Source organism: Mesorhizobium sp. M1312 (assembly GCF_040318115.1).
GTDB lineage: Bacteria > Pseudomonadota > Alphaproteobacteria > Rhizobiales > Rhizobiaceae > Mesorhizobium.
In genome coordinates this window covers 31010-47620 of sequence record NZ_JAMYLQ010000040.1, presented here as the reverse complement: position 1 = coordinate 47620, position 16611 = coordinate 31010, and the positions used below count along the sequence as shown (strand labels likewise).

Annotated in this window: 14 protein-coding genes; 6 read left to right on the top strand and 8 right to left on the bottom strand. The window is 62.4% G+C overall.

Annotated features, from left to right (window positions below; genetic code table 11):
• Positions 1-116: 116 nt before the first annotated feature.
• The 6 genes from NKH36_RS31105 to NKH36_RS31080 form a co-directional block, all read right to left on the bottom strand.
• On the bottom strand, positions 117-917 hold the full coding sequence (locus NKH36_RS31105) for an endonuclease/exonuclease/phosphatase family protein (RefSeq protein WP_352965834.1): 801 nt from the start codon (positions 915-917) through the stop codon (positions 117-119).
• Between the two features lie 106 nt (positions 918-1023).
• Positions 1024-2484: a phospholipase D-like domain-containing protein gene (locus NKH36_RS31100; protein ID WP_352965831.1), complete on the bottom strand. Its 1461-nt coding sequence runs from the start codon at positions 2482-2484 to the stop codon at positions 1024-1026.
• A gap of 664 nt (positions 2485-3148) precedes the next feature.
• Positions 3149-4135, bottom strand: coding sequence for an NAD-dependent epimerase/dehydratase family protein (locus tag NKH36_RS31095; RefSeq protein WP_352965828.1), 987 nt, complete (start codon positions 4133-4135; stop codon positions 3149-3151).
• Positions 4136-4285: 150 nt separating this feature from the next.
• A complete protein-coding gene (gene smc / locus NKH36_RS31090; protein ID WP_352965826.1) occupies positions 4286-7744 on the bottom strand; it encodes a chromosome segregation protein SMC in 3459 nt (1152 codons plus the stop codon).
• Positions 7745-7861: 117 nt separating this feature from the next.
• Entirely contained in the window at positions 7862-8608 is a 747-nt protein-coding gene (locus NKH36_RS31085) for a DsbA family protein (RefSeq protein WP_352965823.1), read from the bottom strand.
• 129 nt (positions 8609-8737) lie between these two features.
• Positions 8738-9238, bottom strand: a complete 501-nt coding sequence (locus NKH36_RS31080) for a DUF721 domain-containing protein (RefSeq protein WP_352965821.1) — start codon at positions 9236-9238, stop codon at positions 8738-8740.
• Between the two features lie 55 nt (positions 9239-9293).
• Between NKH36_RS31080 and mutY the strand changes: the two genes are divergently transcribed.
• The 4 genes from mutY to vapC all read left to right on the top strand — a co-directional run bounded on the left by mutY (position 9294) and on the right by vapC (position 12103).
• Entirely contained in the window at positions 9294-10454 is a 1161-nt protein-coding gene (gene mutY, locus NKH36_RS31075; RefSeq protein ID WP_352965818.1) for an A/G-specific adenine glycosylase, read from the top strand.
• Positions 10455-10505: 51 nt separating this feature from the next.
• Positions 10506-11117, top strand: a complete 612-nt coding sequence (locus NKH36_RS31070) for an HAD family hydrolase (protein ID WP_352965816.1) — start codon at positions 10506-10508, stop codon at positions 11115-11117.
• A gap of 387 nt (positions 11118-11504) precedes the next feature.
• On the top strand, positions 11505-11717 hold the full coding sequence (locus NKH36_RS31065) for a type II toxin-antitoxin system VapB family antitoxin (RefSeq protein ID WP_352965813.1): 213 nt from the start codon (positions 11505-11507) through the stop codon (positions 11715-11717).
• On the top strand, positions 11714-12103 hold the full coding sequence (gene vapC / locus NKH36_RS31060) for a type II toxin-antitoxin system VapC family toxin (protein WP_352965810.1): 390 nt from the start codon (positions 11714-11716) through the stop codon (positions 12101-12103). Before NKH36_RS31065 ends, vapC begins: the two co-directional genes overlap by 4 nt.
• Positions 12104-12360: 257 nt before the next feature.
• Here vapC and NKH36_RS31055 read toward each other — a convergent pair whose 3' ends face one another.
• Positions 12361-13494 (bottom strand): site-specific DNA-methyltransferase, encoded by a 1134-nt coding sequence (locus tag NKH36_RS31055; protein ID WP_352965807.1) that lies wholly within the window; start codon positions 13492-13494, stop codon positions 12361-12363.
• Positions 13495-13671: 177 nt separating this feature from the next.
• On the opposite strand from NKH36_RS31055, the gene NKH36_RS31050 reads away from it, so the two are divergent.
• On the top strand, positions 13672-14361 hold the full coding sequence (locus NKH36_RS31050; protein ID WP_352965804.1) for an HAD family hydrolase: 690 nt from the start codon (positions 13672-13674) through the stop codon (positions 14359-14361).
• Positions 14362-14399: 38 nt separating this feature from the next.
• Here NKH36_RS31050 and NKH36_RS31045 read toward each other — a convergent pair whose 3' ends face one another.
• Positions 14400-15074, bottom strand: a complete 675-nt coding sequence (locus tag NKH36_RS31045) for a hypothetical protein (RefSeq protein WP_352965801.1) — start codon at positions 15072-15074, stop codon at positions 14400-14402.
• A 127-nt stretch (positions 15075-15201) separates the two neighbouring features.
• Here NKH36_RS31045 and thrC point away from each other — a divergent pair, with 127 nt between their 5' ends.
• Positions 15202-16599, top strand: a complete 1398-nt coding sequence (gene thrC, locus NKH36_RS31040) for a threonine synthase (RefSeq protein WP_352965798.1) — start codon at positions 15202-15204, stop codon at positions 16597-16599.
• Positions 16600-16611: the final 12 nt, after the last annotated feature.

The following is a 16611-nucleotide window of genomic DNA, read 5'->3' as shown; positions in this document are numbered from 1 at the left end:
TCGAGAAAACCGCCCGCAATTACCGCGCCGTTGTCACTCTCGCGGCTATTGTCCTATGGTTGCGGTAACTGTCCACACGGCCTAGAGCTTCCCTTTGAACCCGCTGGGCAGCTACATCACAGGCGAACGAATGCTGTAAGCGGCAGATGATCGGAGGCGACCCGCGAAAGCGGCGTGTCATGGGCTTCGACGGTTGAGATCATTCCGTGTCGATTTGCCATGATCCGGTCCAGCGCCAGCAGCGGCAGACTCGATGGAAAGGTGGGGACCGCCAGCGGCGCAGGACCGAAAGTCGTGTGCAGCGTGTTCAGCGCGGAACGGTTTCCGAGTCGCCATTCGTTCAAATCGCCGAGCAGCAGTGTTGGTTTTTCGTCCGGGCTGTTCATGATATCGAGCACGACACGGGCCTGTTCGGAGCGCGATCGGCGCAGCAAGCCGAGATGGGCTGCGATGATGCGCAGAGTTCGGTTCTCGTCCAGATCGATTTCGGCAACCAGGGCTCCGCGCGGCTCCAGCCCCGGGAGCTTTATCTGATGGACATCGCGAACGATGCCCCGTTTGAAAAGCAGAACGTTGCCGTGCCAGCCGTGTCCCTTGCCGTTTCCGAACACCGGCACCGGCACCAGGCCTGTTTCCAATTCGAGGCGCGGCAGATCCAGAAGGCCGGCACGATCTCCAAAGCGATTGTCCGCTTCCTGCAACGCAATGACATCCGGGCCGATTTCCCGGATGACGCGCCCGATTCGTTCGGGATCGAACTTCCTGTCGACGCCCACGCATTTGTGGACGTTGTAAGATGCGACCAGAGTCCCTGCGGCGCGTGTCCCTTCGGACGGCGCGGCCTTCGCCTTCTGCTTTTTTCTGTCCCGAATGGATTTGAGCACACTTGCAGGAAAGCTACGTCCGATTCTTTGCATGAGTCTGCTGCTCGTCCTCACTGCCTTCAAGACTTAGCTTTGTCTCACTCAAATAGGATCTGCAATCGCTGCTTCCATGCCCTGACGAGATTCGGCGAGAAAGCCTCTAAAGGTAGGGCGATCCCAACCACAACACTCGGTCGAACAGGCGGACGATGAATGGCCGGGCTCTCAAGGTTTCGATCGTTACAGACGCGGCGGAGGCGATTGCCGATCCGATCCGCGCTTCAATCTCCGCGGCAAAGCCTGCATCAAGAATCTCTACATCAATCTCAAAATTCAGCCGCAGAGACCGGGCATCAAGATTGGAGGATCCTATAAAAGCCCAAACTCCATCGACCGACAGCAGCTTCGAATGATCGAACGACCCCTCCGTGCGCCATACTCGGCAATAGTGCTTCAGGACCTGATCGAATTGCGCCGTCATCGCCCGGTCGACAAGGAAAAGATTGTTCATCGCCGGTACCACGATGTCGATCTCGACGCCTCGCCTGGCCGCGGTCGTCAGCGCGCTGATCAGTTCCCGATCCGGCAGGAAATAGGGCGACATGATGCGGATCGATTTGCGGGCAACGGAAAATGCCCCGATCAGCAATTTGTGGTTCGTTTCGATGCTGGCATCCGGCCCGGACGCAACCGCCCGCGCCAGCATCGGCTGACCGGGAGCCGCGGGAAGCGTGGCCACGTCCCAGGTGTCGCCTTTCAAGAGCTCGCCGCTCACGAAGCGCCAATCCTCGGCGCCAACCGAAAAAAGGTCGGCCACGACCGGCCCGGTGACCTGAAAATGCGTGTCCCTCGCGCTGGAGGAGCCGGCGAACTCGGCTGAGAATCCCTTTCGGATGTTCATCCCTCCGGTGAACGCAATCGTGCCATCGACGACCAGGATCTTCCGGTGCGTTCTGAGATTGGCGTAGGGAAGACGCAGGCCCATGACAATGTTGCCGTTGAAGAGGTCGGCTGTGATTTTTGCCTCTCGCAGATGCCCAAGAATGCTGGGGACGGAGTAACGCGCGCCCACGGCATCGATCAGCACGCGAACGCTGACACCCCGCTGGACGGCACCGGCGAGAGATTTCACGAAAAGCCGCCCGACATCGTCATTGTCGAAGATGTAGGTTTCGAGAAGGATACTGCGTTGAGCGCCATCAATCGCGCGGCACATTGCGGCATAGGCCTCGTCACCTGTCTCCAATATCGCAATTGCGTTTCCCGAGGTCAGGGTACGCCGCGCCACCCTGTCGCCCAATGTCTTCAGGCCGGTGAAGCGTTGGCCGTACCGCTCGCCAATCAATTCCTCGGCGGCAGTATCGCGCTCATGTTTGGCGGAAGCCGCCTCGCTGGAAAGGGGCCGCATGGCGCTGATCGTTGCACGACGGATACGGTTTATGCCGGCAACGGCGTAGATGATCGCGCCAAGGAACGGCGACAGGAACATCACGCCGACCCAACCTGTGGCGGCGCGGACGTCTTCCTTCGTCATTATGGCGTGAACGATGCCGATGGTCGCCATCACCACCGAAATGATCGCGAGGATCTGGGGCCCATGAGTCATTAAGGTCTGCAACATCGCCAGGACTATCCAGCGAGCGGTTGCAGAACGCAATGCAGCTCATTCCCGGCGCTGATACTCAACAGGAAGCCCCACCGGCCCCATCGCGCCGGCCAGCGGCAAACCCTAGCCAGGGCGCCGAGTGAAAAGCGCTCATCGGCAGGTACTTCGGCCCATTCCCTTCAGCGGTGAAGCACCTTGTGCGGCCGAGGCCGACGGCATGCGATTCGTCTGCGATGGTGGCCTCAAATGCCTTACATTGCAGGCAATTGAGAGACTTCCGAGATCGGCAAAGAATGCTGGAAACCCTGCCCGCATCGAGCCGCTCTTTTTTTGACGACGCAGTGCCGACCGTCGTGGCCGATCTGGCAGGCGATGAGCCCCGATAGCCGGCACAGCGACCGCTTGCAACAGTTCTCCAGAAATTCAATCGATACTGTTGATGTCACTGTATTAATTGTGAAATTTATGCGGACTGCGGATCACCGCGATTGCGTCAGCTCATCACCGATGCCGAGGTCGACGTCCCGATCGACAGATCCAGACACTGGTCGATGCCCCGCTCAACGATCGCAAAGGATCGCCACGCCGTTCTGATCACCGGCCCGGAAGTTCGCATGGTACGCGCGGCCCTGGGCCGTAGAAGAAGAAAGGCGCGGCAACGACGACACTCACGCCGCAGTCACCTTGTCGTTGATCCTGCAACCCATTCGGACCGGTACCAGTCGACGAATTTCTTCAGACCATCTTCGATTGAAACGCTCGGCTTGAAGCCGAAATCGCGCTCCAGTGCCGTCATGTCGGCATAGGTCCGCTCGACGTCGCTGCTCTGCATCGGCTCGCTGTGGCGGATCGCCTTTACACCGAGCAATCTTTCCAGAGTGTCGATGAAATCGCCCAGCCGCACCGGCCGATTGTTGCCGACATTGTAGAGCCTGCTCGGCGGAACTTCTGCCGATGGCGGCTTGTCGAGCACGGTAACGACTGCCCGCACCACATCGTCTACATAAGTGAAATCCCGCCACATCTCGCCATTGTTGAACACCCGGATCGGCTTGCCTTCGAGCATCGCCTTGGTGAATATCCAATAGGCCATGTCGGGCCGGCCCCACGGACCGTAGACGGTGAAAAATCGCAAGCCGGTTTGCGGCACCCCGAAGAGATGGGCGTAGGTGTGGCTCATCAATTCATCGGACTTCTTGGTGGCGGCGTAGAGCGAGACGGGCCTGTCGACCTGATCGGTCTCGCTGAACGGAACCTTGCGGTTGCCGCCATAGACCGAGCTCGACGAGGCATAGACCAGATGCTCGAATGCTGGCTGCGCGCGACAGAATTCGAGCACTTCGAGATGGCCGACGACATTGGAACGGACATAGAGCCTCGGATTGTCGAGTGAATGGCGCACACCCGCCTGAGCGGCGAGATGGACAATCCTGGTTATGCCTCGCCCGGCCAAAGCGGTAGCGAGCGCGCCCTGTTCGGCGATCTCGATCTCATGAAATGAAAAATCCTTGTGGGGCTGAAGGCTGGCGAGGCGCCCCTTTTTAAGCGCCAGGTCGTAATAGTCGTTCATGTTGTCGACGCCGACGACCGCTTCCCCCCTGTTCAAGAGGTGATGGCAAACATGGCTGCCGATGAATCCCGCGGCTCCAGTGACAAGTATAGGCAACAAGGCTCTCCACGCATATGCTGGCACATGATCGCGAAATCGAGATCGATTTCCGAAACGACCATGCACAACATCAAAATGCTACATCCGAATGAAGGACCGTCTCAGTTCGTGCCATAGCCGATAGGCGCCACCGACAAGCTGATCGCTTTAGCTCGCCTCGCGCAGGGCCTCGGCCGCCTGCAGGTCGACCGACACGAGCTGGCTGACGCCCTGCTCGGCCATGGTCACCCCGAACAGCCGGTTCATGCGGGCCATGGTGATCGGGTTGTGCGTGATGATGACGAAGCGCGTCTCGGTCGTGGCGGCCATTTCGTCCATCAGATTGCAGAAACGCTCGACATTGTGATCGTCGAGCGGTGCATCGACCTCATCGAGCACGCAGATCGGCGCGGGATTGGTCAGGAACACGGCGAAGATCAGCGACATCGCCGTCAACGCCTGCTCGCCGCCGGAAAGCAGCGTCATCGTCTGCGGCTTCTTGCCGGGCGGCCGCGCAAGGATTTCGAGACCGGCCTCGAGCGGATCGTCGGACTCGATCAGTTGCAGTTCCGCCGTGCCGCCGCCGAAAAGATGCGAAAACAGCCGCTGGAAATGGCCATTGACGACCTCGAAGGCAGCCAGCAACCGTTCGCGGCCTTCGCGGTTCAGGCTCTGGATCGCCTGCCGCAGCTTGCGGATCGCCTCGATGATGTCCTCACGTTCTGAAACGATGGTCTCCAGCCGGTCCGACAGCTCCTTCTGCTCTTCCTCGGCGCGCAGATTGACGGCGCCAAGCCGCTCGCGCTCGATCTTCAGCCGGTCGAGCTGACGCTCGATCTCAGTCATCTCTGGCATCGGGCTGTCGGCTTCCAAGCCGGTGTGGCGGATGACCAGATGCGGCGGCGTGCTCAGCGCTTCCTGGATGCGCGCCTCGACCTCCAGCCGTCTTTCGTCGGCAGCGGTCAGCCGCTCTTCGGCGCGGACGCGCGTTTCGCGCGCCTCGGCCAGCGACTGGATCGCTGATGTCGCGGCCTTGTCCAATTCGGACTGCCTGTTCTCCGCTTCCTGCAACCGGTCGCCGGCTGCCTGGCGCAGGCTTTCGGCCTCGGCAAGCTGCGACAGCAAGGCGCGCCGCTTGGCGTCGATCTCGTCGGGTGCGTCGGCCAGTCTTTCGCGCTCGGCCTCGGCCTCGGCCTTGCGTTCGCCGAGCGCCGCGATCTGCGTCGCGGCGTTTTCGGCGCGCGCCAGCCAGTTGCGGCGTTCCGCGCCGATGGCGTCGAGGCGGCGCGTTCGCGCTTCGGCTTCCCGCCTTAAACCCTCATGAACGGCGCGGGCATCGGCAAGGGTGGCGCGGTCGCGAGCGACGTTGGCGACCGACCGTTCGAGCTGCAACTGCAGATCACCGAGATCGGGAGCGCTTTGCAGCAGCATCTCAGCCTCGACGAACGCCGCCACCGTCTCTTCATGGCTGTCGACGATGCGCGCGCTGGCCTCGTCAAGTGCGGCACGTCGGCTCGACAGCTCGCCGCCGGCCTTCTCGGCCTCGGCCAGCGCGTTGCGAGCGGCGTCCAGCCCATGCTGGGCATCACGCCCGGCCTGACGGGCGTTGCGCTCGGCCTCGCTCGCTCGAGCAAGCGCCTGCTCGGCATGCGCAAGAGCCTCTTCGGCCTGGCGCAGGATGCGCGTTGCGTGGACCGCCTCGGCGTCGAGCTCGGCCAGTCGGTTTTTTTGCGCCAGCCGCTGCGCGGCGGCGGTCGGCGCGTCGGCGCTGGCGGTGAACCCGTCCCAACGCCACAGCGCCCCTTCGCGACTGACAAGCCGCTGCCCGGGAGCAAGCAGCGCCTGCAGCCGCTTTCCGTCGCCAGCCTCGACGATGCCGATCTGCGCCAATCGGCGGGCCAGTTGCGCCGGCGCGCGCACCACACTGGCAAGGCTCGTGATGCCCTCGGGCAGAGCAGCGTCGCCGGGCTGAACCTCGCTCTGGCCCCAATGCACCGGCGCGCTGCGGTCGAGCGGCACGTCGAGATCCTCGCCAAGGGCCGCGCCCAACGCCGTCTCATAGCCGCGCTCGACGCTGATCTGCTCCAGGACGGAAGGGAAGAGGTCGCCACTCGCGGCATTCAGGATCTTGGCCAGCGTGCGAGCCTCGGTTTCGATTCGCGCCAGCTCGGCCTTTGCATCCTGAACCGGCGGGCGGGCGGCACTTTCCACCGCGCGCGCCTCGGCGACAGCATGTTCGGCGGCAATCGCCGCAGATTCGGTCTCCTCGAGCAGCGCCAGCGCCTGTTCGACTAGAAGCTGCTTCTCGGCGGGATCGGGTAGGCCGGCGACCCTGGAGGCAATATCGGACAATTCCCGGTCGACATCGGCGAGCTGGCGGGCGAAACGGTCGCGGCGCTCAGCGGTGTCGCGCAGCGTTCGTTCGATCTGGTTGCGGGAGGCGGCGGCCTCCGCCCGTTCGGCGGTCAGCCTGGCGAGTTTGGCTTCACTGGCGGCAAGCGTCGACGCCGCCTGTTCGACCGCCGCGCGGGTGCTGGCCTCGCGCTCGGCGGCGCCGGCATTCTCCGTGGTGAGCGCGGCTTCTTCGGTGGCGAGGCGTTCGAGGATATCCGCATTGTCGCGGACCATCCGCTCCTCGCGGGTGATGTCGCCGTCGAGCTGCTGGAGCCGGCGGTCGAGTTCCACTTGGCGGGCGCGGATGCGGCCCGCTTCTTCCTCGATCTGCGTCTTGGCGATCGACAGGCGCTGGAAGGCGGCAGCGGCGGCGGCTTCCGCATCGCGCAGGTCCGGCAACCGGTGGGCGCCGATCCCTTGCTCCCTGGCGGCAGCCATCTGGGCGGCGGCGCGGTCGCCGACCAGTGCCGTGGCAATCGCCAGCGCCGAGCGCGCCTCACCCTCCTGCGTCTTGGCCAGCGTCCAGCGCAGATGCAGCAGTGTCGCTTCGGCCTTGCGGATATCGGCCGACAGGTTCTTGAAGCGCGACGCCTGGCGGGCCTGGCGCTTCAGGCTTTCGATCTGGCTTTCCAGCTCGCCGACGACATCGTCCAGCCGTTCCAGATTTTGTTCGGCCGCCTTCAGACGCAGTTCGGCCTCGTGGCGGCGTGTGTGCAGACCCGAAATTCCGGCCGCCTCTTCCAGCAGCGCGCGGCGCGCCTGCGGCTTTGCCTGGATCAGCTCGCCGATGCGGCCTTGCCCGACCATCGAGGGCGAGCGCGCGCCAGTCGACTGGTCGGCGAAAAGCAGCTGCACGTCCTTGGCGCGGGCTTCCTTGCCGTTGATGCGGTAGAGCGAACCCGCCTCACGTTCGATGCGGCGCGAAACCTGCAACTCGTCTGCGTCATTGAAGGCCGAGGGCGCGGTACGGTCGCTGTTGTCGAGGAAAAGCGTGACTTCGGCGGTGTTGCGGGCCGGACGCGTTCCGGAACCGGAAAAGATGACGTCGTCCATGCCGGACGCGCGCATATTCTTGTACGAGCTTTCGCCCATGACCCAGCGCAGCGCCTCGACAAGATTCGACTTGCCGCAGCCGTTCGGCCCGACGATGCCGGTCAGGCCACGTTCGATGACGAACTCGCCGGGTTCGACGAAAGACTTGAAACCGAGCAGGCGAAGGCGCGAGAACTTCATTCGCGCCACCCCGTAGCCAAGTTCAGCAAAAGTGTTCCGCGGTTTTGCGACAAGAATCCGCGGCACAGCAAAAAGTCGCGCACGCCGAAACGCAGCCGCTTCGGCGCTGCCGAAACATCAGAGCAGAGGGTCAATAATGGCCGAGATTTCCTCAATCGACAGCGCCCCCTTGTAGGTCTTCCCGTTGATAAAGAAGGTCGGCGTCGAGTCGACCTTGAATTCATCGGCGCCGCGCTTTTGGATCGATCTCACATCGTCCAGAAGTTTCTGGTCGGTCAAGCAGGCCTCGAAGGACTCCTGTGTAAAACCGGCCATCTTGGAGATTTGCAGCAGGGCGTCCTTGGTATTGGCGACACCTGCCCAGTTCGCCTGCTGCCTGAACAGAACGTCCACCATCGGGAAATAATTGTCTTTGGAGCAGCGCGCCAGCATGAAACCGGCCTCGGCGCTGGGGTCGAAGGGAAATTCGCGCAGGATAAGGCGGGCCTTGCCGGTATCGATATATTTCGTCTTCAGCGCCGGGAGGGTGGTTTCGTGGAAATGCGCGCAGTGCGGGCAGGTCATCGAGGCATACTCGACGATGGTGACCTTCGCGTCGTCCTTGCCGAGCTGCATGTCGGGCAGTGCGCCGGGCTTAAGCAAGGCGGCCATATCCACCGTCCCCTGGGCCTCGGGCGCCTTGGCCGCGGCAGGAGCGGCCGGCTTCGCCGGGTCGGCCGGCTTCATCGCATCTGCAGGCGCCGCAGGCTTCGCATCCTCCGCCACGGCTTTCTCGCCCGAGTCGCTGCAGGCGGCGAGCAGGGCCACCGCCGGAATGGCGGCCAGCGACGACAGGAGGTTTCTGCGGGACAAAAGACTGGGCATACGAATCACCTGACGATGTTGGATTTTGCAATGCAATGGCTAGAAAAGGCGAGAGTTGGCGCGAATTAAGGCATCGCCGTCACCATTCCAATCGCCAAATCTTATGTACGCGATCACGAACGCGCGAGATTATACCTTCTTTTGACCGAGAATGGTGGCGCCGAGCCGCTCCAGCGAAGCGCGCAGCCCGTCATCCTCGATCCTTCCGACGGTGCCTGACAACTTCATCTTCTCGGCCGCGGTCAGCGGCCGGAAGCTTGGTTTAGGCCGCCCTTTGTCCGCCGTTACCGGCTTTTGCACGATTCTGATGCGGCCGATAGCGTTGAAGCCGAGGAAGGCGTTGACCCTGTTGATGATCTCGCCGGTCTCGTGCTGCAGATGGAGCGCGGCCATGCCTTCGCAGGCGATGACCAGCACCGCCGGCTCGAACGGATCATCTTCATGCATGCGGCGCGGCCACTGGATCTTTTCAGGGCGCGAACGGCTGGCAAGCCGCGGCCCGGCAATCTCCTCCCATGACTGGACGAGCCCGATCGACATCCCGGCCCGCTTGCGCAACACCGGATCGAGAATCTGGGTCGCGAGATCACTCACCGGAACGGGATTGCCGAAGGGCCTTTTCCCTGCCATGTGCGTTCTCCAGTCACGACCTTCACCTCGCATCGGTTAGGCCAGTCCTCGATCAATGGCACTGTACGACCAGACCCGCAAGACCGCATCCGGAGACAGCAGCAAAGCTGCATCTGGAGACAGCGGCAGAGCCGCATCCGGAGACAGCGACCATATCGCGTCCCGCCTGCTCGCCTGGTACGACGAGCATCACCGCGACTTGCCGTGGCGTATTGCGCCGCGCGAGCTGGCACGCAGCGTGCGACCCGATCCCTACCGCGTCTGGCTTTCCGAAGTCATGCTGCAGCAGACCACGGTCGAAGCGGTAAAATCCTATTTCCGGGCCTTTGTCCAGAAGTGGCCCGATGTCGAGGCGTTGGCCGCCTCACCGACCGAGGATGTCATGAAGGCCTGGGCCGGGCTCGGCTATTATTCCCGCGCGCGCAATCTCAAGGCCTGCGCCGATCTCGTCGCACGGCAAGGCGGCAGGTTTCCGGATACACAAGCTGGCTTGAGAGAGCTGCCCGGCATCGGCGCCTACACGGCGGCGGCGATCGCGGCGATCGCCTTCGACCAGCCCGCCGCGGTCGTTGACGGCAATGTCGAGCGGGTCATTTCCCGGCTGTTTTCGATCGTCACGCCGCTGAGCGAAGCCAAGGGTGACATACGCGCCCGTGTCGAGCGCATGGTTCCAGCGACCAGACCGGGCGATTTCGCCCAAGCAATGATGGACCTGGGCGCGACGATCTGCACGCCGCGGCGACCGCGCTGCATGCTGTGCCCGCTGCGAGAGGATTGCAGCGCCACCGTTTCAAGCGATCCCGAACGCTTCCCTGTCCGCCGGCCGAAGGGCGAGAAACCATTGCGGCGCGGGGCTGCCTTCGTTGCCGTACGCGGCGACGGCGCCATTCTTTTGCGCAAACGTGCGGATAAAGGCCTGCTCGGCGGCATGACCGAAGTACCGACGACCGGCTGGACCGCGCGGATCGACGGCGCCACCACGGACGCGGCGGCGCCCTTCCCCGGCAACTGGCGTCCAGCCGGCCGGATTGGCCATGTCTTCACCCATTTCGCGCTCGAACTCGACGTCTTCAAAGCGATGACCGATGGCGCCGCCCCTGCGGGGCATTTCTGGTCGCTGGCCCATGAAATTTCTGGCGAAGCGCTGCCCACTGTCATGAAAAAGGTAATCGAAGCGGCGATACCGGGCGCGACGAAGAAGCAGCGCGCACATTGAATCGCCCACATTGTATCGCCCCACATTGAATTGCCTTGAACGAGGACAAGAATGACCGAAATCCGCCACATCGTTTTCGACATCGGCAGAGTGCTGATTCACTACGATCCGAACTTGCCCTTCAGCCGATTGATCCCCGACGCCGAAGAGCGGAAATGGTTCTTCGGCAATGTTTGCACGCATGATTGGAACATCGAGCAGGATCGCGGCCGGACTTGGGAAGAGGCCGAGGCGCTGCTGATCAGCGAACACCCGGACCACGCCGAAAACATCCGCAACTTCCGCCGCCTCTGGCACGAGATGGTGCCGCACGCTTATGACGACAGCGTCCAGATCATGGACAAGCTGATCGAGAGCGGCCACGACGTCACCATGCTGACCAATTTCGCCGCCGACACGCTGGCTGAAGCCCGGCAGCGTTTCGACTTTCTCAATCGTCCGCGCGGTGTGACCATTTCGGGCGAGATCGGCATGATCAAGCCGGATCGCGGCATCTATGATCATCATGTCGCCGCCTTCGGCCTCGAGCCCGCGGCCACGCTGTTCATCGACGACAGCCAGAAGAATGTCGACGGCGCCAAGGCGGCGGGCTGGCAGTCGGTGCTGTTCATCGACGCCAAGACGCTCGAGGCGGACCTCGATCGCCTGGGGATCAGAGTGTGATCATTGCGACGGGCCTGACTGATTACCCGCTTCAACACGGCGGAGTGCAATAGCATCCTTTGTCGGCCCAGGGCAATCGGGTGAGCTTAATAGGTGGCAAAGCGCGCAACGGCTGTATCTGTGTTTGTCCTCTCAAGTTGATGGACAAGACGGCGTGTGATGGTGGTGGTGCAGTCGCTGAGACGCGCGCTCCACGGCGCTACCATTGGATCGCATCGTCGGGCGCTACTTGACGTGAGAATCGTAGATGCGGTCGAACTCACCCGTCGCCTTGGCAAGATGCAGCCACTGGTCGACGTAGGCCTTGTCCCCTCTTTTGTGTGACGGCTTGTTGGTCAGGAGCAGAATGTGTATAATTAGTCCAATTCATGCACATTGAGAACCGCCATGAGAACCAACATCGAACTCGACGACAAACTGATCGCGGAGGCCATGGCGGCCTCCGGTCTCAGGACCAAGAAAGCGACGATTGAGGCGGCCCTGCGCACTCTGGTGCGCCGGCACCGGCAGGATATGGCTATCGCCGCCCTTGCTGGCGCCGGTTGGGAGGGCGATCTTGACGCCATGCGGGAAGGCCGTTCGCCCGATCAGCATCGATGATCGTCGTCGACAGTTCCGTGTGGATCGCCCATCTCCGCAATACGGAGAGCGTCTCGGTCAGTAAGCTCAGGCATCTCGATGACGCTCAGGAGATTCTGGTCGGAGACTTGATCCTGCTGGAAGTGCTACAAGGCGCGCTCAACGAACCGCATGCCCAACTGATTGAACGAAACCTCCGACAGTTCGCCATTGTACCGATGCTGGATCCGGCGAGGGCAGTCGAAGCTGCCCGAAACTACCGCATGCTCCGGCAGCGGGGCATCACCATCCGCAGGACAGTCGATATGATTATCGGCACATTCTGCATCCAGGGCGGACACGCGCTGTTGCATGATGACCGAGACTTCGACCCGATGGTTCGTTACCTCGGTCTGCGACTCGCATGATCGTGAGATTCCACGGTGAGCGCGCTGTGCGCGGCATCAAGGTGTAACCCGGCGAAAAGGCAAGCCAAGATGCCTGACCCAGCCCGTTCATCGATCTTTACAGCGATACGAAAACCAAACCGATCGAGGCGATGCGACGAGCAGAAGGACGAAGACCGACGACGGCATTGGCGGAACGCGTCGCGACACTTCTCGGTCGAGAAAGCGCGACCCTGCTTCGGGAACGATGTGCAACGAGACCGCCATAGCGGTTATTGTCAGGCCCCTGCCCGCTCCATGCCGAGGCGGGCGATGCGGCGAAGCTCGTCGATCGGGGTCAGGCCGCCGCTGCGCTCATAATGCCAGAAGGTCCAACCGTTGCAGGCATCCAGCCCCTGAACTTCCGCGCCGACCTTGTGGATCGATCCGGCGCTGTCGCCGACCGCCACCGTGCCGTCGGCGCGCACCCGGGCCGCCCAGCGCTTCTTGGCATCATAGAGCGTGGCACCCGGCAGCATCAGCCCGGTGTCGATGAGGCTGACGAATGCAACGCGCGGCTCGGCGCGCTTGCCGGTAAGCACGGTAAGATCAGCCCGATCCAGCGGCCGGACTGCATCGATGCGCTCGTTGGCGGCGTCGATATAGGCCTGCTCGCGCTCGATGCCGACGAAATGGCGGCCGAGGCGCTTGGCCACCGCGCCGGTGGTGCCTGAGCCGAAGAAAGGATCGAGCACGATATCGCCGGGCTTGGTCGAGGCCATCATGATGCGGGCGAGCAGCGCTTCGGGTTTCTGCGTCGGATGCAGCTTGTCGCCATTTTCATTCTTCAGGCGCTCGCCGCCGGTGCAGATCGGAAACAGCCAGTCGGAACGCATCTGGATGTCATCGTTCGACGCCTTCAGCGCTTCGTAGTTGAAGGTGTAGCCCTTGCCCTTTTGGTCGCGCGAGGCCCAGATCATCGTCTCATGAGCGTTCTGAAAGCGGCGGCCGCGGAAATTCGGCATCGGATTGGTCTTGCGCCAGACGACATCGTTGAGGATCCAGAACCCCAGATCCTGCATCTTGGCGCCGACCCTGAAAATGTTGTGGTAGGAGCCGATGACCCAGATGGTACCGTTGGTTTTCAGCACGCGGCGCGCCGCCAGCAGCCAGGCCCGGGTGAAGGCGTCGTAGACCTCAAAGCTGGCGAACTGGTCCCAATCGTCGTCGACGGCATCGACCTTGGACTGGTCGGGCCGATGCAGATCGCCGTCGAGCTGCAGATTGTAGGGCGGATCGGCAAAGATCACGTCGATGGATTTTTCCGGCAGCCGGTCGAGCGCGGCGACGCAATCGCCCTTCAGGATCGTATCCAGCCATTCAGATTGCTGAGGAGCATGGGAAAGCTCGTCGAGAAGACGCACGGCAGACATTGTGACACCCAAAGCACGCGTTACTGTTTACTCCCTGTTATGGTTACCGATCAGCGTAAATATTCGGTGAAGGCCTGGAGGTTCGGACCCCAGGTAATTTGCGAAGATCGGCCTGTTGGTGTATGCCGCGCCGCCTGAACCGTCCCAGCTTCCTCCCTCCCGCTTTCCGGATCGCCAATGCCCCAGCCAGACCTTGTCATCTTCGATTGCGACGGCGTGCTCGTCGATTCCGAAATCATCGCCGCGCGCATCGAAGCCGAGCTTTTGACGTCGGCCGGTTACGAGATATCGGCCGAGGAGCTTTCCGAAACCTATGCCGGGCTGACCTTCAAGGACATCATGATGCGGGTCGAGGAGAAGTCCCGCGTCCCGTTCCAGGCCTCGCTGATCGATCGCGCCGAAGACCTGGTCGACCGTCGGCTGCGCAGCGAGGTTCGCGCCATCGACGGGGTGCACGAGGCGGTCGCCGCAGTGTCCGTGCCGCGCTGCATCTGCTCGAATTCGCGCACCGAGCGGATCGAATTCATGCTGGAGAAGGTGCGTCTGCTGCCGTTTTTCGCCGGGCACATTTTTTCCTCGCTGGAAACGCCGAGCGGAAAATCCAAGCCGGCGCCCGACGTGTTTCTCTTTGCCGCGGAAAAGCTCAAGGCCGATCCGGCGAATACTTTCGTCATCGAGGATTCCGTGCATGGCGTGACCGGCGCCAGGACAGCCGGCATGCGTGTGATCGGCTTCACCGGAGCGGCGCACAGCTATCCCGGGCATGCCGACGCGCTGACCGAGGCCGGCGCCGAAACGGTCATCCGCCGCTGGGCGGAGCTGAAAAGCGTGATCGCCGCCCTGTCGGAATGGTCGGCAGATGCGTGACGCATGCGCCTCCGCCGGAGGCGGCTCCAACGCCGCCGCTATTCGACCGCGGCAATCTTCTTGTCGGTCTTCTTCGGCGGGCCTTCGTCATAGCCGGCGAACGCCTGATAATCCTTCGCGGTCGGCTCGGGAACGACAACGTTCGAATCCGTGAAGACGAACTGGGTGGCACTGGAGGGATTGGTAACCTGGACCTGATGTTGGTGAAGCTGCGAGTAAAGGACCTCGGTGCCGTGCATCACAGCGATACGGATCGGCATGGTGATGGTGCCCGGGCTGAACATCGGTCCCGGAACGACCTTGCCGGCGACGGCGATCGTCATCGTCAGCGAGCCGTTGGCACGGATGCAGTCGCGGGTCACATCGGTGATCGAAGCCTGGTAGATGATCTTCGCGGAATCGTCCTGCTGGTCGCTGCTCGCATCAAGCGCGGCAGCTTCGGCGTCTTGGGCGGCGGCTTTTCTCTTGGGCTTTTGGCTGCCCTTGGCGTAGGTGTTGAAGTAGGCGGTGCCGTCGCGCAGCGTCACTTTCGGACAATAGGCCTGCAATTGGCTGGCGAGAACCTTGGGGTCCGGCGGTGGTGGTGGTGTCGTGTCCGTCTTTCCGAAGCCCAGGATGCCATTGCCGCCTGACTGGCAGCCGGAGGCGGTAAGCATAAAGCCGGTGAGCGCCAGACCCGCGACAAAACGACCGTTGAATGTATGAAACGCCATGAACTGCACTTCCCTCTCGCAAAGCGGGTGACGTATATCAACCGCGCGGCAAAAATGCGACTGAGCAAGTGCGGAAATTAACCACTTTGCCGCGGACGAAACCGCCCGGCAGCAATGGAAGATAACGATGCAATATGTGAGTACCCGCGGGGAAGCGCCCGTGCTTGGATTTTCCGACGCGGTGCTGGCGGGCTTGGCGCGCGATGGCGGTCTTTATGTGCCTGATACCTGGCCGCAGTTTTCGGCGGCCGAGATCCGCGCCATGCGCGGCCTTGCCTATCCCGACCTCGCCATCCGCGTGCTGTCGCCGTTTCTCGGCGGCGAGATCGCGATGCCGGTGTTCGAACGCCTGCTGCGCGAAACTTATGCGACCTTCCGTCACGAGGCGGTCTGTCCGCTGGTGCAGACCGGCTCGAACATGTTCGTTCTGGAACTCTTCCATGGCCCGACGCTTGCCTTCAAGGACGTCGCCATGCAGCTTCTCGCCCGGCTAATGGACCATATGCTTGCCGAACGCGACCAGCGCGCCACCATTGTCGGCGCCACGTCCGGCGACACCGGCGGGGCTGCCATCGATGCCTTCGCCGGGCGCAACCGCACCGACATCTTCGTTCTTTTCCCGCACGGCCGGGTCTCGCCGGTGCAGCAGCGGCAGATGACAACGTCCATCGCCGCAAATGTCCATGCACTGGCGGTCGAAGGCAATTTCGACGATTGCCAGGGCCTGGTGAAGGACATGTTCAACGATCACGGTTTTCGCGACCGGGTGTCGCTGTCCGGGGTCAATTCGATCAACTGGGCCCGCATCATGGCCCAGATCGTCTATTACTTCTCATCGGCGCTGTCGCTCGGTGCGCCCGACCGGCCGGTTTCCTTCACGGTGCCGACCGGCAATTTCGGCGACATCTTCGCCGGCTACGCCGCCAAGAAGATGGGGCTGCCGATCGAGCGGCTGATCATCGCGACCAACGACAACGACATTCTGGCGCGCACGCTGTCGAGCGGCGAATATCGCACGAAAGGCGTCTTTTCGACCACGTCGCCGTCGATGGACATCCAGGTTTCTTCGAATTTCGAGCGCTTGCTGTTCGAGGCGGCCGGCCGCGACGCCTCGACCGTGCGGCGCTACATGGGCGGCCTCAAGCAGTCCGGCGCCTTCACCATCGAAGCGGGCGAGATCGCCAGGATCCGCTCCGAATTCGATGCCGGCCGTTCGACCATGGACGAAGTCGCCGCAACGATCCGCTCAACGCTCGCAGCCAGCGACTATCTGCTCGACCCGCACACGGCCGCGGCCATGCATGTTGCGGCTGCGAAGGCCATCAATTCCGTGCCGATGGTGGTGCTGGGCACTGCCCATCCGGCAAAGTTCCCTGCCGCCGTCGAAGCCGCCAGTGGCGTGTCGCCTGCCCTGCCCGCATGGCTAGGCGGGTTGATGACATCAGAGGAAAAATACACGGTACTTCCATCCGACCTGAAAATGGTGGAAGATTATGTTAGCCGCCACACGCGGGCGGCAAGTTAGGGAGTATTTGCT